This is a genomic window from Komagataeibacter melomenusus, from assembly GCF_013155395.1.
GTDB lineage: Bacteria > Pseudomonadota > Alphaproteobacteria > Acetobacterales > Acetobacteraceae > Komagataeibacter > Komagataeibacter melomenusus.
This window is the reverse complement of record NZ_JABJWC010000049.1, coordinates 1-20,879: the sequence shown is the minus strand read 5'-3', so window position 1 is coordinate 20,879 and position 20,879 is coordinate 1. Positions and strand designations below refer to the sequence as shown.

General features: G+C 65.0%; 18 protein-coding genes. 13 read left to right on the top strand and 5 right to left on the bottom strand.

Annotated features, from left to right (window positions below):
* Positions 1 to 911, bottom strand: a 911-nt coding sequence (locus HNW77_RS14660; RefSeq protein ID WP_172158614.1) for an NUDIX hydrolase, incomplete at its 3' end; no start/stop codon positions are given.
* Positions 912 to 1,040: 129 nt separating this feature from the next.
* On the opposite strand from HNW77_RS14660, the gene HNW77_RS14655 reads away from it, so the two are divergent.
* The 4 genes from HNW77_RS14655 to fusA all read left to right on the top strand — a co-directional run bounded on the left by HNW77_RS14655 (position 1,041) and on the right by fusA (position 6,006).
* Positions 1,041 to 2,864, top strand: coding sequence for an ABCB family ABC transporter ATP-binding protein/permease (locus HNW77_RS14655; protein ID WP_187353271.1), 1,824 nt, complete (start codon positions 1,041 to 1,043; stop codon positions 2,862 to 2,864).
* 101 nt (positions 2,865 to 2,965) lie between these two features.
* Entirely contained in the window at positions 2,966 to 3,232 is a 267-nt protein-coding gene (locus HNW77_RS14650; RefSeq protein WP_172158611.1) for a hypothetical protein, read from the top strand.
* Positions 3,233 to 3,412: 180 nt separating this feature from the next.
* On the top strand, positions 3,413 to 3,712 hold the full coding sequence (gene rpmB / locus HNW77_RS14645) for a 50S ribosomal protein L28 (protein ID WP_061272153.1): 300 nt from the start codon (positions 3,413 to 3,415) through the stop codon (positions 3,710 to 3,712).
* A gap of 206 nt (positions 3,713 to 3,918) precedes the next feature.
* Complete coding sequence (fusA, locus tag HNW77_RS14640; protein ID WP_172158609.1) at positions 3,919 to 6,006, top strand: elongation factor G; 2,088 nt, start codon at positions 3,919 to 3,921, stop codon at positions 6,004 to 6,006.
* A 170-nt stretch (positions 6,007 to 6,176) separates the two neighbouring features.
* On the opposite strand, the gene HNW77_RS14635 is transcribed toward fusA, so the two are convergent.
* Together HNW77_RS14635 and HNW77_RS14630 are read right to left on the bottom strand one after the other, a co-directional pair.
* Complete coding sequence (locus HNW77_RS14635) at positions 6,177 to 7,043, bottom strand: MBL fold metallo-hydrolase (protein ID WP_172158608.1); 867 nt, start codon at positions 7,041 to 7,043, stop codon at positions 6,177 to 6,179.
* Positions 7,024 to 9,828 carry a phosphoenolpyruvate carboxylase gene (locus tag HNW77_RS14630; RefSeq protein ID WP_172158606.1) on the bottom strand — a complete coding sequence of 935 codons (2,805 nt, stop codon included), beginning with the start codon at positions 9,826 to 9,828 and terminating at the stop codon, positions 7,024 to 7,026. The genes HNW77_RS14635 and HNW77_RS14630 overlap by 20 nt, the downstream gene beginning before the upstream one ends.
* A gap of 157 nt (positions 9,829 to 9,985) precedes the next feature.
* Between HNW77_RS14630 and HNW77_RS14625 the strand changes: the two genes are divergently transcribed.
* The 9 genes from HNW77_RS14625 to HNW77_RS14585 all read left to right on the top strand — a co-directional run bounded on the left by HNW77_RS14625 (position 9,986) and on the right by HNW77_RS14585 (position 17,990).
* Complete coding sequence (locus HNW77_RS14625; protein ID WP_172158604.1) at positions 9,986 to 11,281, top strand: DUF445 domain-containing protein; 1,296 nt, start codon at positions 9,986 to 9,988, stop codon at positions 11,279 to 11,281.
* A 121-nt stretch (positions 11,282 to 11,402) separates the two neighbouring features.
* On the top strand, positions 11,403 to 11,864 hold the full coding sequence (locus tag HNW77_RS14620; RefSeq protein ID WP_061272163.1) for an SUF system Fe-S cluster assembly regulator: 462 nt from the start codon (positions 11,403 to 11,405) through the stop codon (positions 11,862 to 11,864).
* 19 nt (positions 11,865 to 11,883) lie between these two features.
* Positions 11,884 to 13,374, top strand: a complete 1,491-nt coding sequence (sufB, locus tag HNW77_RS14615; RefSeq protein WP_172158603.1) for a Fe-S cluster assembly protein SufB — start codon at positions 11,884 to 11,886, stop codon at positions 13,372 to 13,374.
* 15 nt (positions 13,375 to 13,389) lie between these two features.
* Positions 13,390 to 14,163 (top strand): Fe-S cluster assembly ATPase SufC, encoded by a 774-nt coding sequence (sufC, locus tag HNW77_RS14610; protein ID WP_172158601.1) that lies wholly within the window; start codon positions 13,390 to 13,392, stop codon positions 14,161 to 14,163.
* The gene (gene sufD / locus HNW77_RS14605) at positions 14,160 to 15,434 is read left to right on the top strand and encodes a Fe-S cluster assembly protein SufD (protein WP_172158600.1); all 1,275 of its coding nucleotides are present in this window, start codon (positions 14,160 to 14,162) and stop codon (positions 15,432 to 15,434) included. The genes sufC and sufD overlap by 4 nt, the downstream gene beginning before the upstream one ends.
* The gene (locus tag HNW77_RS14600; protein ID WP_172158599.1) at positions 15,434 to 16,684 is read left to right on the top strand and encodes an aminotransferase class V-fold PLP-dependent enzyme; all 1,251 of its coding nucleotides are present in this window, start codon (positions 15,434 to 15,436) and stop codon (positions 16,682 to 16,684) included. Before sufD ends, HNW77_RS14600 begins: the two co-directional genes overlap by 1 nt.
* 9 nt (positions 16,685 to 16,693) lie before the next feature.
* A complete protein-coding gene (gene sufU / locus HNW77_RS14595) occupies positions 16,694 to 17,122 on the top strand; it encodes a Fe-S cluster assembly sulfur transfer protein SufU (RefSeq protein ID WP_172158619.1) in 429 nt (142 codons plus the stop codon).
* A gap of 7 nt (positions 17,123 to 17,129) precedes the next feature.
* Complete coding sequence (locus HNW77_RS14590; RefSeq protein ID WP_172158617.1) at positions 17,130 to 17,588, top strand: SUF system Fe-S cluster assembly protein; 459 nt, start codon at positions 17,130 to 17,132, stop codon at positions 17,586 to 17,588.
* Between the two features lie 21 nt (positions 17,589 to 17,609).
* The gene (locus HNW77_RS14585) at positions 17,610 to 17,990 is read left to right on the top strand and encodes a HesB/IscA family protein (protein WP_172158598.1); all 381 of its coding nucleotides are present in this window, start codon (positions 17,610 to 17,612) and stop codon (positions 17,988 to 17,990) included.
* Positions 17,991 to 18,095: 105 nt separating this feature from the next.
* Here HNW77_RS14585 and HNW77_RS14580 read toward each other — a convergent pair whose 3' ends face one another.
* Together HNW77_RS14580 and HNW77_RS14575 are read right to left on the bottom strand one after the other, a co-directional pair.
* Entirely contained in the window at positions 18,096 to 19,358 is a 1,263-nt protein-coding gene (locus HNW77_RS14580) for a class I SAM-dependent RNA methyltransferase (protein WP_241694500.1), read from the bottom strand.
* Positions 19,359 to 19,381: 23 nt separating this feature from the next.
* On the bottom strand, positions 19,382 to 20,860 hold the full coding sequence (locus HNW77_RS14575; protein ID WP_338033796.1) for a DEAD/DEAH box helicase: 1,479 nt from the start codon (positions 20,858 to 20,860) through the stop codon (positions 19,382 to 19,384).
* Positions 20,861 to 20,879 lie beyond the last annotated feature (19 nt).

Sequence of the window (20,879 nt, the reverse complement as noted above, 5' to 3'; positions counted from 1 at the left end):
CCCTGCTGCCCGTGCTGCTCGAACACGGCATGACCCATGCGGGCAACACGGTCACCCTGGCCGACCCCGCCCGGCTCGAACCCATTGGCGAGGCCCTGGCGCAGGCGCTGGCCTTCGGGGCTTGCGGCATCGATCAGTCCCGTGCGCAGGAACAGGTCGATCAGCACGAGGTTGACGTTGAACTTGAATGCATCCGTGTCGCGCACCAGCGCATAGGCTTCCTCGATCGGGATCAGGCGGAATTCCTCCACTTCCCCATCGGCGGGGGTGGGCGTGAAGTCGGGCGGCAGTTCCAGCTCAAAGCAGTGCAGCACGTCGCGGCGCAGCCCTTCGGGGCGGTCGAGCGCGTAGCGGATATCGGCGGTGGGGCGGGCGCGCCGCACCAGTTCGGCTGGCAGGCTGGCTTCCTCCGCCGCTTCCTTGAACAGGGCCTCGGCCGCCGTATGGCCCGCCGGTATGCCGCCCGCCACGAGGTGGTCGAGCTTGCCGGGGTCGAGGCGCTTGGTCATGGCGCGCCGCGCGATCCACAGATGCAGGCCGTGGGGCAGGCGCACGAGGCCATTGAGGTGCACGCCCGCCGCCATCAGGCCAAACAGCGGCAGCGCGCCCCGGTCGATGCGGGCCACGGGGGGCTGGGCCATGTCGGTCCAGACATCGAACAGTTCGTGGTGCGAGCGGTACACGCCCGCCTGCGCCATGGCCTCGCCAATGGGTTCGAGCCGGGCGGGGTCGGCCAGGGTGACCGTGTTGCCCGCATGGGTCATGCCGTGTTCGAGCAGCACGGGCAGCAGGGCGGGCTGCACCCAGCCCGCGGGCGTGGCGCCGAGCCGGAACTCCAGCCGCCCGCCGGGCAGCACCGCCGTGTTGCAGGCGGCGATATGACGAAAGAAACCTTCAAGGCTGCGTGACATGTTTCATCCCTGTCCTTCGGGTTGAGGCTGGCATAACGGCTGCCCTGCGGCCTGACAATGCCAGCCTGCCCTGCCAGTACGTGGGAATATGGGTTGCAAAACAGGCGGCGTGTGCCACATGCGGGTGCTATGGCTGTTTCCCCCAAGGCCCGGCCCGACAGGCCGGAACGTTCCGCCGCCGCCACCTTGCGCGGCCTGCTGCCCTATCTGTGGCCCCGCCATGACCCGCGCACCCGCCTGCGCGTGGTGGGGGTGTGCGTGCTGCTGGTCGCGGCCAAGGTGGCCACCATTGGCGTGCCCTATGCCTATAGCCGCGTGATCGATGCGCTCCAGCCGCATGCGGGGGGCGTTGCCATGATGCCGCTCCTGCTGATCGTGGGCTATGGCCTGCTGCGCATGGCCGCCGCGGGGCTGGGTGAGTTGCGTGATGCCCTGTTCGCCCCGCTGCGCTACCGCATCAGCCGGATTGCGGCCATGCAGAGCTTTACGCACATGCACCAGCTCTCGCTGCGCTTTCACCTCAACCGCCAGTCCGGCGGGGTGACGCGGGCCATCGCGCGTGGCACGGAAGCCATCGAGACGCTGCTGCGCGTGGGCGTGTTCAACGTGGTGCCCACGCTGATCGAGGCGCTGATGGTCATTCTCGTCATCTGGCGACTGTTCGACTGGCGGTATGCCGTGGTGATGCTGGCGGCGGTGGCGGCGTATGTGGTGTTCACCATCAAGTTCACCTCATGGCGCATCGGCCTGCGCCGACAGATGAACGAGATCAACAGCGAGGCAAGCTGGAAGGCGCTCGATAGCCTGCTCAACTACGAGACCGTGAAGTATTTCGGCAACGAGGAACACGAGCGCCAGCGCTACGAGGATGCCCAGGCCCGCTACGAGCACGCGGCCATCCGCACCCAGATCTCGCTCAACGGGCTCAATTTCGGGCAGGCGGCGATCATTGCCACGGCCCTGATCGCGGTCATGCTCATGGCCGGGCGCGATGTGGAGGCAGGCCGCATGACGGTGGGGCACTTCGTGCTGGTCAACACCTACCTCATGCAGCTTTACCTGCCGCTCAACTTCCTGGGCAGCGTGTATTCCTCGCTGCGCAATTCCCTCGTCGATCTCGAGCACATGTTCGGCCTGATGGATGAACGCGCCGACATTACCGATTCTGCCAGCGCCCTGAGCCTGCCCGCGCGGCTTGATGAGGCACCGGCCGCCGATATCCGTTTCGAGGACGTGCATTTCAGCTACCGCCCCGACCGCGAGATCCTGCGTGGCATCAGCTTTCACGTGCCCGCAGGCCACCGGATGGCCATCGTGGGGCCGACGGGGGCGGGCAAGTCCACCATCAGCCGCCTGCTGTTCCGTTTTTATGACGTGACCGCAGGCCGCATCATGGTCGATGGCCACGACATCCGCGACTACTCGCAGGCCGCCCTGCGCGGGGCCATTGGCGTGGTGCCGCAGGATACCATCCTGTTCAATGACACCATCGGCTACAACATCGCCTATGGCCGCCTTGGCGCCACGCAGGCGGAGGTGGAGCAGGCGGCAAGGCTGGCCTGCATCCATGACTTCATCATGAGCCTGCCCGAAGGCTACGCGACAAGGGTGGGCGAGCGGGGGCTCAAGCTCTCGGGTGGCGAGAAGCAGCGCGTGGCCATAGCGCGCACCATCCTCAAGAACCCGCGCGTGCTGCTGCTTGATGAGGCGACGAGCGCGCTCGACACCGGCACCGAGCACGAAATCCAGACCGCCCTGCGCGCGGTGGCGGCCAACCGCACCACGCTCATCATCGCCCACCGGCTTTCCACCATCGTGGACGTGGATGAAATCCTTGTGATGGGCGCGGGGCGCATCCTCGAGCGCGGCACGCATCGCGCCCTGCTTGAGCGTGGCGGCCTGTACGCGGGCATGTGGGCCGCCCAGGCGGAGGAGGATGCCGAGCGCGGGTGAAGCCCCTCGCGCGGGCTTGTGACCCCTTTCATGCCCGCCCCGCACTGGTCAGGGGCGGCAAGGCGGTACATATCAGGGATAACGCGAAAAGGAGCCGTGACATGACGGACAAGACCAACCCGCCCCCCGAGGGCGACGCCATCCCCCCCGAGCTGAGCCATTGCGGCGCGGTGGTGGACAAGGCCATCGAATACATGCTGGGCGAGAACCTGCCGCCCATGGCCATTGCCTCCGCCCTGCTTGGCGGCTCGCTTGGCCTGCTGTCGCGCACCATGGGGCGCGAGGCCATGCAGGACCTGCTTGAAAACGCGCTGCACAGCGTGCAGGCAGGCGAGCTGCATCCCGACCATGAAGGCGGGGCGGCCTGAATCAAGGGGCCATGAAAGGGCTGGAACGGGGTCGTTTCAGCCCTTTTGCATACAAAATATGCCGAATCATGCTTATGCGTCTTGACGGATGGCGGTGGTTTGGCGATAAGCCGCGCCTAATCTAGACGATCCTTGCCGGGCATTTATGCCTCGGCCAAAGTTATATCCGAGGATGATAAAATGTCTCGCCGCTGCCAGATCACAGGCAAGGGCGTGCTGACCGGTAACAACGTCAGCCACGCCAACAACAAGTCCCGCCGCCGCTTCCTGCCCAACCTGCAGGAAACCTCGCTGCTGTCCGATATTCTCGGCACGGCCGTTCCCCTGCGCATGACCACCAACGGGCTGCGCACGGTCGAGCACAATGGCGGGCTGGACTCGTTCCTGCTGTCCACCCCGAACCGCAAGCTGACGCCCGAAGCCATGACGGTGAAGCGCCGCATCCTGCGCGTTCAGGAAAAGAAGGCCGCCGTGGCCTGACACGCGCCCTGGCCACCTGCCTGCAATTGCGGGCGGGCGGCCGGTGCTGTCAAAAAGCCTGACTGAAGTCTGGCGCATTGTTCCGCTGTGCCGGTCTGCGTCGTCCAGGTTGAAAGAGACTGAGGGCGGAAGCAGCTTACGGTTCCGGCAGGCGCGAAAGGGAAAGGTTCCCCTTCGCGCCCGTGTTGTCTTGTGGAGGTTCCCCCGTGTCCGCCAAGTCTGATCTGTCCCTGATTCGCAATATCGGTATTACCGCGCACATCGATGCCGGCAAGACCACCACCACCGAGCGCATCCTGTATTACACCGGTGTGTCCCACAAGATCGGTGAGGTGCACGAAGGCAACACCACCACCGACTACATGGCGCAGGAGCGTGAGCGTGGCATCACGATCACCTCGGCTGCCGTGACGTGTGAGTGGGAAGGCCACCGCATCAACATCATCGACACCCCGGGCCACATCGACTTCAACATCGAAGTCAACCGCTCGCTGCGCGTGCTCGATGGCGCGATCTTCATCATCGAAGGCGTTGCCGGCGTGCAGCCGCAGTCCGAGACCAACTGGCGCCTGGCTGACCGCTACAACGTGCCGCGCATCATCTTCATCAACAAGCTCGACCGCACGGGTGCGAACTTCTACTACGCGTTCGACACGCTGAAAGAGAAGCTGGACATCGTGGCGATTCCGCTGCAGCTGCCCATCGGCGCGGAAGAGAACTTCGTTGGCGTGGTCGACCTGATCGAAATGCGCGCCATCGTGTGGGAAGGCGGCGAGCTTGGCGCGAAGTTCCACTACGAGGAAATTCCCGCCGACCTGAAGGAAAAGGCCGCCGAGGCGCGCCAGAACCTGCTCGACACCGCGCTGTCCGTTGATGACGCCGCGATGGAAGAATACTTCGACAAGGGCGACGTGGACGTTGCAACGCTCAAGCGCTGCATCAAGAAGGGCACCATCGCCGGTGACTTCCGCCCCGTGCTGTGCGGCACCGCCTTCAAGAACAAGGGCGTGCAGCCCCTGCTCGATGCCGTGATCGACTTCCTGCCCGCGCCGAACGACGTGGAAGGCATCCGCATTGCCCCGCCGGAAGACGAGGAAGTTGACGAGAACAAGCTGCCGATCATCCCGGTTGACCCCGATGGCAAGTTTGCTGGCCTCGCCTTCAAGATCATCAACGACAAATACGGCACGCTGACCTTCGTGCGTGTTTACCGTGGCGTGCTCAAGACCGGTGACACGGTGCTGAACACCACCAAGGGCCACAAGGAGCGTATCGGCCGCATCTACCAGATGCATGCCGACAAGCGCGAGGAACTGTCTGAAGTGCACGCGGGCGACATCGCCGCTTTCGTGGGCCTGAAGGACAGCCAGACCGGTGACACGCTGGCCGACCCGACCGACCCCGTCGTGCTCGAGCGCATGACCTTCCCGATCCCGGTCATCGACATCTCGGTCGAGCCGAAGACGAAGGACGGCGTGGAGAAGATGACGCTGGCGCTGCAGAAGCTGTCGGGCGAAGATCCCTCCCTGCGCCTGAAGACCGACCAGGAAACCGGCCAGACCATTCTGTCCGGCATGGGCGAGCTGCATCTCGACATCATCATCGACCGCCTGCGCCGCGAATATGGCGTGGACGCGAACATCGGCGCGCCGCAGGTGGCGTATCGTGAAACGATCACCAAGCCGCATACCGAGACCTACACCCACAAGAAGCAGTCGGGTGGTTCGGGCCAGTTCGCGGAAGTGAAGATCGAGTTCGCGCCGGTCGAGCGTAACGAAGGCATCTCCTTCGAGAACAAGGTCGTTGGCGGCACGGTGCCCAAGGAATACATCCCGGCGGTGGACAAGGGCATCCAGGCCCAGGCCACGACCGGCGTGCTCGCGGGCTTCCCCACGGTGGACTTCAAGTTCACGCTGCTCGATGGCAAGTACCATGATGTCGACTCCTCGGCGCTGGCGTTCGAAATCGCGGCCAAGGCCTGCTTCCGTGAAGGCATGAAGAAGGCCGGTCCGGTCATCCTCGAGCCGATCATGGATGTGGAAGTGACCACGCCCAACGATCACGTGGGTGACGTGGTGGGTGACCTTAACCGCCGCCGTGGCATGATCCAGAGCCAGGAAACCGCAGGGTCGACCGTCATGGTCCGCGCTTCCGTGCCGCTGAAGGAAATGTTTGGCTACATCTCGCACCTGCGCTCCATGACCAAGGGCCGTGCGTCGTTTACCATGCAGTTCCACCACTACGATCCGGTGCCCCGCAACGTTGCGGAAGAGATCATGGCGCAGTCCGCCTGATCTTTCTCAAAAGAGAGCATCAAAAAGAAACCGGCTCCCGAAAGGGGGCCGGTTTTTTTGTGTTGTGAGGCGCTGCGCACAAGGCGCTGCCAGCGATCAGAAGTTTTTGGTGAAGCTTTTTGCAAAAAGCTTCAGAAAATGCGGCATCCGGAAAGTCTCATGGCTTCCTGTCAGGCTGTTGTTCTTGCCCAATGGTCGCCATGCAAAAGGACCTTCCCGTCCTCAAGCAGTTTTTCAAGATGGGCCTGCAGGTTCAGGCGCGCGGCGCGGCGCAGGCCGGGGCGCAGGTTGTGGTACAGGCCGTCCACGATCTCATCGAGCGTGCTTGGCCGGGCTGGCATCAGCGCCATGATGCTCTCCTCGCGCGCGATGCGGTGGGCGACGAGGCCGTCGATGCAGGCTTCCACCCGGGTTATGGCGGGGCCGTGGGCAGGCAGCAGCAGCCGGGCCCTGCGGGCGCGCAGGATGTCCATGCTGCGCAGGAACTGCCGCACCGAGCCATAGGGCGCGGGCGGGATCATGGTGGTGGACCAGCCCATGACATGGTCGCCGGTAAAAATGATGCCATCCGCTGTTTCCAGGCAGATATGGTCGCTGGCATGGCCGGGCGTGTGCAGGACCCGCAGGCCCGCAATCCGGTCGCCATCATGCAGGCCGGTATCGGGGGTGAAGTCCGGGTCTTCGCTGGCATGGAAGCCACAGACCGGAATGCCCAGACGCTGCCCGAGCGGGCGGGCGCCATCAAGGTGGTCATGATGGGTGTGGGTCAGGATGATGTGAGTCAGCGGCCGCCCGGCCGCTGCCGCCACAAGGGCATCGAGATGGGCGGGTTCCGCGCTGCCGGGGTCGATGACCACGCAGCCCCCCGCATGTTCCGCCAGCCAGCTATTGGTGCCGTTGCCGGTCATGGGGCCGGGGTTCTGGGCGACCACCCGCCTGATGGCGGGTGTCTGGGGCAGGGGCACCCCGTAGGGCGGGGGCGGTTCGCTCACCCGCCACCCGTTGCGCGGGGCAGGCTTAGCCAAATGCGCCAACATGGTGCATCACGCCGGTGCTGATTTCACGCACCATCTGGAACAGGCGCTGCATCGGCTCGAAAATTTCGGTGTATTCGCGGCTGTAGGTCCCTTCCTGCCGCGGGCCGTGCGGCTCGTGGAAGTCGAGGTCGAAACCGCCATCGGAGCGATAGGGGAAGATCTGCTCGAGTTCCTTGAGCACGGCGGGCACTTCCAGGCACAGCACCTTCAGCGTCATGACATCACGCGAGAAGGCATGCCGGGGCGAGAAGTAGGGCACGCGGGTGGAGAGCATCCAGATCTGCTCGATCAGGGCGATGCGGATGGCATGCAGCAGCAGTTCATCGGGCTGCATGCGCGGCGCTTCGGGCCAGGCGCGGCGCAGGGCGAGGTGATCTGACTGGATGCGGCGGAACATGGCCTGTGTGGAGGCCCAGAAATCAAGCTGTTCCAGCCCGTGCATCAGGGTCAGGCAGGCCGCCTGCGCGCCCGCGTCGCGCTGGGTGGTGGCGCGTTCAAGCCACATGTCGGGGTCGAGCAGGCGGATCACGCCGCGCAGCACCCCGTGGTCGGAATGGGCCAGGCCGTGGGCCGCGAAATCCATGGCACGGCGGAAGCGCGGACTCTCGGCCAGGTATTTCTCGAAGGTTTCGGGGTGGCGGGCCGCCGCCGTGCCCAGCCCCTGCAACGTATTCGCGCACCACGCAAGCTGTTGCAGGATGGCGTTGTTGGGAATGGCGCGCAACTGGCTGGGGTGCTTGATGCGCGTGACGGTGGAGGCGGCGTCGCTCTGCCGCGCCGAGGGGCGCGAGCCGGTCTTGTCGATCAGCGAGGGACCGAACGCGCCGAGCAGCGCCGCATAGCCGGGGTCTTCCACCAGCCCGGTCATGCCATTGGCGATGGTGGAGAAGAAATCGGCCGAGAAATCCGGCTCGTCATAAACCGGGTCGCGGTCGAGCGCGCTGGTGGCGAAGGCGTGCTCGGCAATGATGCTGACCGTGGCATCGGCCAGGGCCTGGGTGCCGAACATAAGGTAGCCATCCCCGCCCTGGAAGGCGGTTTCCTCGCGCAGCTGGATGCCTGCGCGGGTGTAGCGGGCGCGGGCATGCGGCGGGGAGAGGTAGTCAAAGCGGTCGGCCAGCCGGTAGGGGTGCGCGCCGCGGCCGATGCTCTCGCCATGGGTATCGAACAGGATCACCTCCACGAAGGCGAGATCCCACTTGCGTAGCAGGTCGCACACCTTGATGCGCAGCCGCTCGATCAGGTAGGTCGCGGCCAGCTGCCCCACATACCGCCCGGAATCGGAGAAGCCGAACTGCAGGCTCAGCTTGCGCGTGCGCTGCAGGTAGGCCCGCCAGTGCGGCGAGCGCAGGGCCTCCTCGATGATCTGCTCGCCGTTTTCCAGCGCGTCCTGCGTCTCGAACAGAGGCGAGATCTCGATCATGTCCTCCACGCCGTATAGCCGCGCCAGCCACAGCGCGGCGAGCAGGGTGTAGCCGGTCTCGGTCTCGGCAATGAGGAAGCGGATGGGGCTGGTGCGGTCGATGTGGCGGAGGATCTGGCGCACCGTCATCATCAGCCGCCCTGCGCTGGCCTGCTCCATCAGCAGCGAGCCGAAATCGATCTCGACCGGCTCCACCGTGTCCAGCGCCTCGTTCATGCGGCTGATCAGCGCGCGGCGCTGGGCGGGAATGTCGGGGCTGTCGGTAATGTTCAGGCGCTGGCGGGCGATGTTGTGCAACTGGGTCGCGTTGAGGCGCGTATGCGTGTGGGCGGCGGAAAGCCCGTGCGCCATGAAGCCCGCCTGCGCCACCACCAGGGCCATCCTGTCCTCGGTGGTGGCGGCGTCGATCGCCTCGCTGAAGGCTGCGCGCAGGTCGTTGCTGCTGGTCAGGGCCTCCGTGCTGCGGTTGATCAGCACATCGGCAAAGCGCGACACGCCTTCAGGCTCGGGGCCGGTGGGGCAGGCGGCGATCTGGGCGGTCACGGCCTCAAGGGCCGTGGCCACGCGGGCGTGGAGGTCATTGGCGCAGGAGGCGAGGGGCGCGAGCTGGGCCTGCAGGCGGCCCAGTTGCAACTGCTTCATGCGCAGGCGCAGGCGCAGCGTGTCCCACCAGCCGATATCGGTGCGGCCATCGGTGTCGTAGCCGACCCAGCTGGTCATGATGATGGGGCGCGGCACCAGCGTGGACCACAGCTGCGGCCAGTGGGTACGCGCCTCTGACAGCAAGATGGTGTTGAGCCGGTCCAGCGCATTGCGTCCGCGCAGGATGGCCTGGGTGGCGAGCGTGAACTCCTCATCCAGCGTGGGTGGCCCCACGCGCCGGTGCGTGAGGAAGGCGGGAACATGGTCGGGCGCCGTGGCGGGGTTGGTGGAGGCCAGTTCGGCCAGCGCCTCATAGACCGGGTTGGCCAGCGCGAAGGTGGGGTGCGCGGTAAACACGGCGGCAAAGCGGCTGCGCTCGATGGCGGCGCGGAAGCGCGCGATGGGCACCGGGCTGTCGGTCGGGTCAGGCTGCACGATGCGGCGGGCGACATCGCGCATGCGCTCCGTCACGGCCTGTTCATCCGGCCCGTCGAGATAGGTGGCGATATGGTGGGCGCGGCCTGCAAAGGCGCGGTCGCGCAGAAGGCGTACGATGTCCTCCACCACGTCCATCGGCAGGGCGCCACTGCTCATCTGGCGGCCAATCTGGCGGGCCAGCGCCATGACGGGGCTGCCCGATGCGGTCTCGTCATGGCTTGCGATCAGCTGGCTGGCCTGCGCGAGCAGGTCGGACACATTTCGCGCGGCGGCTTCGGTCATCGGGTTGTCCTGTCATGAAAGGTCGTCATGGTTCTGCCCCCCAAATCCCATGTTCGGCGGCAGGCTGCAATGTCCCGCGTGGTTTATTCACGTCTATTTGGGGCGTTATATCGAGTGTTGCTTGGGCTGGCGGGGAGACAATGGTATCAGTGACTTCATGAATGGTATTCCACAAACGGACCAGGATGCACGGCGCACCCTGTTGCGCTACAAGCGGTCCGCAACGGGGCTGCTGGCCGCCATGGCGGGGCTGACGGTGGCAGGCTACGCCCTGCCGCAGATGGGCTGGCTGGCCGATCGCCCCTGGCTTGAAATCCTGCGCTCGGGCACCAAGGCGGGCGTGGTGGGAGGACTTGCGGACTGGTTTGCCGTGACCGCGCTGTTCCGCAGGCCCATGGGGCTGCCGATTCCGCACACCGCCATCCTGCCCGCCCAGAAGGAGCGGCTGGCGCAGGCGCTCGGGCGGTTCGTCTCGAACAACGTGTTTACGGAAAAGGAGGTGGAGGCCGCGTTCAGCCGCATCGACCTGCCTTCGCTCATTGGCAATATCCTCCAGGAGCCCGAAACGGCGGAGATGGTCAACCGCGCCGTGCTCGGCTCCGTGCCCCATGTGCTCGACCGGCTGGAAGATGGCCGCGCGAGTTCCGCCATCGCCAGCCTGCTGCCCACATTGCTGGGCGGTGAGGAGATCGCCCCCATCGTGACCCGCAGCCTGCGCGCGATGGTGGAGGGCGACTGCCACCAGGAGGTGCTGTCCTTCCTGCTTTCAAGGCTGAAGGAAGGGATCAAGGCCAAGGAACCCGCCCTGCGCATGATGATCGAGGACCGCGTGCGCGAGCAGGGCGGCCGCGTGCTGGGCTGGGCCATTGGCGGCTCGATCGCCACCAAGGTGCTGCTGGCCGCAAGCCAGGAACTCGACCGCATCGACCCGCAGAACTCCGAGCTGCGCGAAGGCTTCACCACCTGGGTGCGCACCGAGATCGACCGGATCGAACTCGACCCCGTGCGGCGCGGCGAGATCACGAATGCCGTGATGGGCGTGCTGACGCATGACAGCGTGCGCGGCTGGAGCAGCGACGTGTGGCACCGCCTGCGCGGCGTGATTGAAGAGGACATGCGCAAGGGCGAGACAAGCTGGGTCGCAACGCTGGTGCGTGACGCCCTGCAGCGCCTGGCCGACCAGATGTATAATGACGTTGCCATGCGCAAGCGCGTGGAAGACGCCGCGCGCAACATGATCGTGAGCAGCCTGCCCTTCCTGCGTGATCGCATGTCGCGTTTTATTTACTCGGTCGTGAACGGCTGGGATGCCGAAAGCCTGAGCGACCGGCTGGAACTGCGCGTGGGCAAGGATCTGCAGTATATCCGGCTTAATGGCACGCTGGTCGGTTTTCTGGCGGGGTGTGGCCTGTCCGTGTTATTGCAGCTGATATTCGGAACCGGGATCGGCTAGGGCATGACTGCGTTACGATTGGACTTGACGGCGCCCGGCTGGTAGCCCATCTGAAACTTCAGGAAACAGTACTGTTCTGGTCCAATTATGGATACGGGCTCAGGACGTACGGGAGAGCGGAATGCTGAAACTGTCGAAACTGACCGATTACGCCGTGGTGGCTCTGGTCCGGCTGGGGCAGAAGAGCGAGGTCACCACCTCGCCTGTCCTGTCGCGTTCGACCGGCATTCCCGAACCCACGGTGGCGAAGGTGCTCAAGATCCTGGCAACGCAGGGCATCGTGACCTCGCAGCGCGGCGCGCGCGGTGGCTACAGGCTGGCCCAGCCGCTGGAGGAGATTTCGATCGCCGCCGTGATCCAGGCCATCGATGGCCCCATATCGCTCACCACCTGCGTTGATGGGGGCGATTGCGATGCGCGCTCCACCTGCGGGCTGGGCGGGCAGTGGGATATGGTCAATGCCGCCATCCGCCATGCGCTTTCAGCCATTACGCTGGCTGACATGAAGAACCATACAGTAACCGACAGACTGGGCGGCCTGCACGTGCCGCCCATGCCCGACGGGCCCGAGGCCACGGCCTGATACAGGGGAGGAAAGACACATGCCGGCAGTAGCCGAAACCCGCAAGACGGTCGAAACCCTGGGCCAGAACACCTATAAATGGGGGTTCGAGACCGATATCGAGATGGATATCGCCCCCAAGGGCCTGAACGAGGATACGATCCGCCTCATCTCCAGCCGCAAGAACGAGCCGCAGTGGCTGCTGGAATGGCGGCTGAAAGCCTACCGTTCCTGGCTGGAAATGCGCGAGCCGACCTGGGCCAAGGTCCATTACCCGCCCATCGACTACCAGGACGTGCATTACTACGCGGCACCGCGCAAGAAGCCCGGTCCCAAGTCGCTTGAGGAAGTCGACCCCGAACTGCTGCGCACTTACGAGAAACTGGGCATCCCGCTGCACGAGCAGGCGATGCTGGCTGGCGTGGAACTGCCCGAGGGGGAGGAAGCCCGCCCGCCGGTAGCAGTCGATGCGGTGTTTGACAGCGTTTCCGTCGCCACCACCTTCCGCAAGACCTTGCAGGAAGCGGGCGTGATCTTCTGCCCGATCTCGGAGGCGGTGCAGGAGCACCCCGAACTCGTGCGCAAGTATCTCGGCTCCGTGGTGCCGGTGACGGATAATTTCTACGCAGCGCTGAATGCCGCCGTGTTTACCGATGGCTCCTTCGTGTTCGTGCCCAAGGGCGTGCGCTGCCCGATGGAACTCTCGACCTATTTCCGCATCAATGCCCGCAACACCGGGCAGTTCGAGCGCACGCTGATCATTGTCGAGGACGGAGCCTCCGTCTCCTACCTTGAGGGCTGCACCGCGCCGATGCGTGACGAGAACCAGCTTCACGCCGCCGTGGTCGAACTCGTGGCGATGGAAGATGCCTCGATCAAGTATTCCACCGTGCAGAACTGGTACCCCGGCGATGAGAACGGCAAGGGTGGCATCTACAACTTCGTGACCAAGCGCGGGGCGTGCCGTGGCGCGCGCTCCAAGATTTCATGGACGCAGGTTGAAACCGGCTCGGCCATTACGTGGAAGTATCCGTCGTGCATTTTGCAGGGGGAAGGCTCGGTGGGCGAGTTCTACTCGGTGGCGGTGACCAACAACCACCAGCAGGCCGATACCGGCACCAAGATGATCCATATCGGGCGCAACACGCGCTCGACCATCATCGCCAAGACCATCAGCGCGGGCCAGTCCGACAGTACCTATCGCGGGCTGGTGCGGATGATGCCCAAGGCCGCGGGCAGCCGTAACTTCACCCAGTGCGACAGCCTGCTGATCGGTGACCGGTGCGGGGCGCATACCGTGCCCTATATCGAGAACCGCAACATGTCCGCGCGCGTGGAGCATGAGGCGACAACCTCCAAGATATCGGAAGACCAGCTGTTCTACTGCCGCCAGCGCGGCCTGTCGGAAGAAGATGCGGTGGGGCTGATCGTCAACGGGTTCTGCAAGGACGTTCTGAAGGAACTGCCGATGGAATTCGCCGTGGAAGCCCAGAAGCTTCTGCAGATCAGCCTAGAAGGCAGCGTGGGCTAACAGGGATTCAAAGACGTGAGCAAGCAATTCGTAAGCATCAATGGCCTGTGCGCCCGCATCGATGATGGGGAAGCCCACAAGGAAATCCTGCGCGGGGTCGATCTCGAGATCCCGGCAGGCGAGGTCCATGCCATCATGGGGCCGAACGGCTCGGGCAAGTCCACCCTGTCCTATGTGCTGGCCGGGCGCGAGGATTATGAGGTGACGGGTGGCACGGCCACCTTCAAGGGGCAGGACCTGCTGGCCCTCGAGCCTGAAGAGCGCGCGGCCCTTGGCCTGTTCCTTGCGTTCCAGACGCCGGTGGAACTGCCGGGCGTGAACAACGCCAACTTCCTGCGCACCGCCGTCAACGCCGTGCGCCGGGCGCGTGGGATGGACGAGCTTGATGCCGTGGCCTTCCTCAAGGCCGTGCGCAAGGAGACCAAGCATCTGTCCATGTCCGACGAGATGCTCAAGCGCAACGTGAATGTCGGCTTCTCGGGTGGCGAGAAAAAGCGCAACGAGGTGCTGCAGATGCGCATGCTCCAGCCATCCTTCGCCATTCTTGACGAGACCGATAGCGGGCTGGACATCGATGCCCTGCGCATCGTGGCGGAGGGCGTGAACTCGCTGCGCTCGCCTGATTTCTCGGCGCTGGTCATCACCCATCACCAGCGCCTGCTCGACTATATCGTGCCCGACCGCATCCATGTGATGGCGAAAGGCCGCATCATCCATAGCGGCGGGCCGGAACTGGCCAGGCAGCTTGAGGCGCAGGGCTATGCCCAGTTCCTCTCGGAGGCGGCGTGAACGCCATTGCACCGGTCGGGATCAGTCCCTCAGCCTTTCTTGACCGGGGTGACGTAAAGGGGAATGCCGCGCGGCTCAGGGCCGCCGACTACCTGCGCACGGTTGGCCTGCCGCGCGCGGGCGTGGAGGCATGGAAATACACCTCGCTGCGCGCGCTGGCCGATGTGCCGTTTGCTGCGGCAAGGCGCGATGTCGATGCAGGCGCGGTCGATACGCTGCTGGCCGAGGTCGAGACCATATCGGGCCTCGGGGCCGGGGCCAGTCGGGCCGTGTTCGTCAATGGCCGTTTTGATGCCGGGCGCTCGCGCCTGCCCCAGGGAGTCAGGGTTGCGGCCTTTGACCCGGCAGCTGAAATGCGCGACGGGATTGACCCGGCGGGCGACGTGACCACCGCGCTCAATACCGTGCTGGCCGATGACGGACTGGCGCTGGTCGTGCCCGCAGGCGTGGATGCAGGCTGCCTGCTGCTGGTCAGCATCGGCCTTGCAGGCGAGGATGCGCCGGTGTCCTTCCACCCGCAGCACCGCATTGTGGTGGAAGAGGGCGGCAGGCTGGCCGTGCTCGATGCGGCTGTGGGGCGGGGCTATTACCTGCATAACCCGCTCTATGACATTACGGTGCAGGAAGGCGGCTATCTGTCGCATGCCCGTATCCAGGCGGAGGGCAAAAAGGCGCTGCACCTTGCCGTCAGCCACGCCCGCGTGGCCAGCCGTGGCGTGTATGACAGCTTTACGCTCACGCTGGGCGCCAGCCTGTCGCGCCATGAGGTGCATGCCGGGCTGAATGCCGCAGGGGCCAGCGTGCATGTGAACGGCGCACAGCTTCTGGCGGGCCACCAGCATGGCGACCTGACCAGCGTGATCACGCACGGGGCACCGGACTGCATCTCGCGCCAGACGGTCAAGAACGTGCTGGCCGATCATGCGCGCGGCGTGTTCCAGGGCAAGATCCATGTCGAGCGGATTGCCCAGAAGACCGATGGCTACCAGATGAACCAGGCCCTGCTGCTGTCGGACACTGCCGAGATCGACGCCAAGCCCGAACTCGAGATCTACGCCGATGACGTCAAGTGCAGCCACGGCGCGACCGTGGGCGCGCTCGATGATGACCAGCTTTTCTACCTGCGCAGCCGTGGCATCCCCGGTGAGGCGGCCCGTTCCATCCTGATCCGCGCCTTTTTGCATGACGTGGTGGACCAGATAGATGACGCACGGCTCAAGGACAGCCTGAACCTTGCGGTGGAAGCCTGGTGGAAGCGGGAGGTCGCCTGATGGACCAGAGCGTCATCACGCCCGTCGATGCGGCTGGCAGCCTGCGCCATGTCCGCGCCGACTTCCCCATCCTGGGCCAGAAGGTGCATGGCAGGGATCTGGTGTTTCTTGACAGCGCCGCCTCGGCCCAGAAGCCCCGGCAGGTGATCGACTGCATGGCCGAGACCATGCGTACCCAGTACGCCAACATCCACCGTGGCCTGTACTGGATGAGCGAGCGCACCACCGAGGCGTATGAGGCCGTGCGCGATCAGGTCGCCCGCTTTCTGGGTGCCGCCGCGCGGGAGGAAATCGTCTTTACCCGCAACAGCACCGAGGCCATCAACCTCGTCGCCCATTCCTATGGCGGGCTGCTGAAGCCGGGGCAGGTGGTGCTGGTGTCCGAGATGGAACACCACGCCAACCTCGTGCCGTGGCAGATGCTGCGTGACCGCACGGGCATTGAACTGCGCATCACCCCCATCACCGATGACGGGGCGCTGGACATGGAGGCGCTGGAGGCCAACCTGGCCGATGGCAGGGTGGCGCTGGTGGCGATTACCCATATGTCGAACGTGCTGGGCACCATTACCGATGCCCGCGCCATTATCGACATGGCGCATGCGGCGGGAGCGAAGGTGCTGCTGGATGGCAGCCAGCTTGCCGTGCACCGCCGGGTGAACGTGCAGGAACTCGGCGCTGACTTTTATGTCGTGACCGGGCACAAGCTGTATGGCCCCACCGGCATTGGCGTGCTGTGGGCGCGGCGTGAACTGCTGGAGGCAATGCCGCCTTTCCTCGGGGGTGGCGACATGATCTCCACCGTGTCGTTCGAGCGCTCGACCTGGGCGAACGTGCCGCATAAATTCGAGGCGGGCACGCCTGCCATCATCGAGACCATTGGACTGGGTGCTGCCCTTGCCTATATCGAGTCCATCGGGTTTGACGCGATTGGCGCGCATGAAGATGCGCTGACGGCCTACGCGCTTGAGGCGCTGGGCCATGTCAACGGGCTGAAGGTGATCGGCACGGCGCCACAGCGCGGGGGGGTGATCTCTTTCACCATGAAGGATGTGCACCCGCACGATATTGCCACCCTGCTGGACCGCAACGGCATTGCGGTGCGGGCAGGCCATCACTGTGCCGAGCCGCTCATGCGCAGGCTGGGGGTGACGGCCACGGCACGGGCGAGCTTCGGCATCTATACCACGCCGGAGGAAATCGATTTTCTGGCCGCGACGCTGGAGCAGATCCGTGGCTTTTTTGTCTGATGGTCGATGATGGCGCAGGATGATCTGTACCGTACCGTGGTGCTGGAACGTGCGAAGGCGCCGCAATATGCCGGGCCACTATCCGCCGCCACGCTGAACGGGCAGGGGTCCAACCCGCTCTGTGGCGACCGGGTGCAGTTGCATGCGGTGCTGGACGGGCAGGGGCGGATCGAGGCGATTCGGCATGAAACGCGGGGCTGCGCCATCTGCGCTGCCTCCGCCGACCTCATGGCCGGGCGGGTAACGGGCCAGGACCGCGCGCATGTGGGCAGGCTGCACGCGGAACTGGTCGAGGCGGTTGAAACCGGCATGGCCCCGGAGGGGCTGGGCGAGCTTTCGGCTTTTGCGCCCCTGCACCAGCACCGTTCGCGCAGGCGCTGCGCCCTGCTGCCGTGGTCGGCACTGATTGATATGCTCAATGATGATAAAGACAGGTGAAAGTCTCATGGACGAGAAAAATCAGGTAGAGCCTGCCATCGGCATGGCGGAAGAGACCGGGCATTTTTCCCTTGAGGCCAGCGATGCGCCTGCCGAGAAAGCAGCCCCCGTATCGGCCTGGACGCCGGATGGCGAGGTGCCTGCCCCCGCAGCCAGGGCGGGCATGCCCGACGAGGAATCGGTCATCGAGGCGATCGCCACGGTGTATGACCCCGAAATTCCGGTCAATATCTATGAACTTGGCCTGATTTACGCCATCGACCTGCATGAGGATGGATCGGTCAAGGTCGAGATGACGCTCACGGCCCCCAACTGCCCCAGCGCGCAGGAACTGCCCGTGCAGGTGAAGGAAGCCGTGGAAAAGATCGAGACGGTGACCTCCGCCACGGTCGAGATCGTGTGGGAGCCGCCATGGGACATGTCGCGCATGAGCGAAGACGCCCGCCTTGCCCTGAACATGTTCTGAACCCTCAAAGGGGACTGTGCCATGACCGAACACCAGACTGCCGCACCCGCAAAGGCCCCCGCCCGCCGCGCCCTGCCACCGCTCATGACGTTGACGGACCGGGCGGCGGCGCGGCTGGAAAAACTCTACCAGACCAAGAACGCAGGTCATCTGCTGCGCATCGCGGTTTCAACCAAGGGTTGTTCGGGCCATGCCTATGACATGAGCTTTGTGGAACAGGCCGGCCCCGGCGATGAAGTGGTGGTGGACAAGGGCGTGACCCTGCTGGTGGACCGCAAGGCCACGCTGTTCCTGATCGGCTCGGTGATGGATTACGAGGTCAAGCAGCTTGAATCCGGCTTTACCTTCACCAACCCCAATGAAAAGGGCCGCTGCGGGTGCGGGGAAAGCTTCCACGTCTGAGGCCCGAAGATAAAAGACAGACGTTTCTGGGTGCCGCCTTTTTGAAAAAAGGCGGCTTTTTTTTAAGCTTTTTGCAAAAGGCTTCACCAAAAACTTTTGTCTGTTTCAGCGCCGGTGATTTTTACCCGCACCCGGCAGCTTGAGCACGCACACGGCCTCGACCTCGGTTGACCACAGGAACTGGTCGATTACCGTCAGGTGCTCCAGCCGGTAGCCCAACTGTTGCAGCGGGGCCAGGTCACGCTGCAGGGCAGCCGGGTTGCAGCTGACATAAATGACATGGCGCGGCTTGCCCGCCACGATCTGCGCCATCTGCGCGCCTGCGCCCGCATGGGGCGGGTCAAGCACCACGGCAGCCGCCTTGGCCAGTTCGGCCGCCATGACCGGCTGGCGGTTCAGGTCGCGCAGTGCGGGCAGCACGCGGGTGCCGCCACTGGCCTGTTTGAGGCAGGCCAGCGCCGCCCGGTCCCCTTCATAGGCCAGAACCTTGGCATGGGCGGCAAGCGCAAAGGAAAGCGTGCCACAGCCCGCATAAAGCTCGATGATGCCAGCCTTCAGCCCCTTGGTGGGGAGTGCAGCCAGCACGGCGTCCCTGATGGCGTCTTCACCCCTGCGTGCGGGCTGCAAGAAGGCACCGGGCGGTGGTGTTACGCGCACGCCATCAAAATGGTGAAAGACCGGCCCGTTCAGCGCCAGCGTTTCAGGCGGCGTGCCGCCCAGCGAGATGCGCGGTATGCCATGCGCCTTGCTGAACTGCGCCAGAATGCGCCGGTCATTGGCATCCGGCGTGCCATCCATCGTAATCAGCAGGTCCGGCCCGCTATCGAGCATGTTGATCTGCAGGTCACCACCCGCATGCACGCCGGGCAGTGAATGCAGCATGTCGCGCAGCGGGGAGAGCAGGGCGAACAGGGCGGGGTCGAGCAGGGTGCACGCAGTCATGTCCACCACATCACCCCGGCGGCGATGCAGCCCGAGCACGATGCGCCTGCCTTCACGGCGGAAGGCAAGGTCAACGCGCCGCCGCCCCTGCGGGGCCACCTGCACGGTGGCAGGGGTGGGGATGGTGGCAAAGCCCGCGCGGTGCAGCGCATCAAGCACGCGCCCGGCTTTCCATGCCAGCAGGGCGGGCAGTGCCATCTGTTGCACGCGGCAGCCACCGCACTGGCCAAACAGGGCGCAGGGCGGCGTGACCCGGTCCGGGCCGGGGGTGATGATGCGATCAAGGGTAGCGTGCGTGCCATGGGCCGCGCCAAGGGCCACCACATCACCGGGCACGGCGCCGGGCACGAATATCCGGCCGGCCGGGGTCTCGGCTATGCCATCCCCGTCATTGCCAAGCGCCACCACCCGGGTGGCACCGGCCATGTCCTGTTCCATGCGGGTTCTGTTTATTCGTCAGCCGGGACGACGGGCTTTTCCCGGCGCGGCAACTGCATGAAGGCCGGAATATCATCGCCAAACCCGGTAATGGCATGGTCGGGGGCGGCGGGCAGCAGGCCCTGATCGCGGCGACCCGCGCCCGTGGCGGGTGCAGGGCGGCTGCGCGAAGGTTTCGGCGCGGGTGCTGCTTCCTCCACCGGTGCTGCCGGTGCGGGGGCAGGGGTGGCCGCGTTGCTCTTGCGGCGCGATCCACCCTCGCTGCGGGATTTGCGTCGGCCGCCAGCAGGGCGCGGCTCATCCGACCATTCCAGGTTGTCCACGCCTTTGACCTCGATTCGGGGTATGGGTTTGCCCGTCAGTTTCTCAATGGCCTGGGCCAGGGCTTCCTCGTCAGGGGTGGCGAGGCTGTAGGCATGGCCGGTGCGGCCCGCACGGCCCGTGCGGCCGATTCGGTGCACGTAATCCTCGGCATGGAACGGCAGGTCGAAGTTGAACACGTGCGACAGGCCACCAATGTCGATTCCGCGTGCGGCGATGTCCGAGCAGACAAGGATTTGCAACGCGCCGGACTTGAATGCCTCAAGCGTCGAGAACCGGACCGACTGCGGCAGGTCGCCATGCAGCGCACCGGCTGAAAAGCCATGCTTGATGAGGGACTTGCACAGCACATCAACATCACGCTTGCGGTTGCAGAACACGATGGCGTTCTGCATGTCCGCCTCACGCAGCAGCTTGCGCAGCGCGCGGCGCTTGTCAGCCGCATCGACAATGGCAAGCCCGGTCTCGATGGTGGAGGCGACCGATGAGGGGCGGCTGACCGTGATTTCCTTGGGGTTGCTCAGGAACGCATCGGCCAGACGGCGGATCTCGGGCGCCATGGTGGCCGAGAAGAACAGCGTCTGGCGCAGCGGCGAGAGCATGCCCACGATCTTCTCGATATCGGGGATGAACCCCATGTCGAGCATGCGGTCGGCTTCATCGATCACCAGCAGCTTGGTCTGGGTCAGCAGCAGGCCACCGCGCTCGAACAGGTCGATCAGGCGGCCCGGCGTTGCGATCAGAACGTCCACGCCGCGGTTGAGCACTTCCTTCTGCTCGGCCATGCTCTCGCCGCCGATCAGCAGCGCATGGGTCAGCTTGAGGTGCTTGCCGTAATTGACGAAATTCTCGGCCACCTGCAGCGCAAGCTCGCGCGTGGGCTCAAGGATGAGCGAACGCGGCATGCGCGCCCGGGCACGCGAGCCCTGCAGGATCTCGAGCATGGGCAGGGTGAACGAGGCGGTCTTGCCCGTGCCGGTCTGGGCCACGCCCAGCACGTCGCGGCCCATCAGCACATAGGGAATGGCCTGTGCCTGAATGGGGGTGGGATGACGGTATCCCATTTCATCAATGGCGCGTTCGATGGGTTCGGACAGGCCGAGTTCCGAAAACAGGGGCAGCGCCTCTTCCTGCGCCGCGGCGGCCTGTTCTGGGGCGTCAGGCGGCACGGCCGCTTCCGTGCTGGCG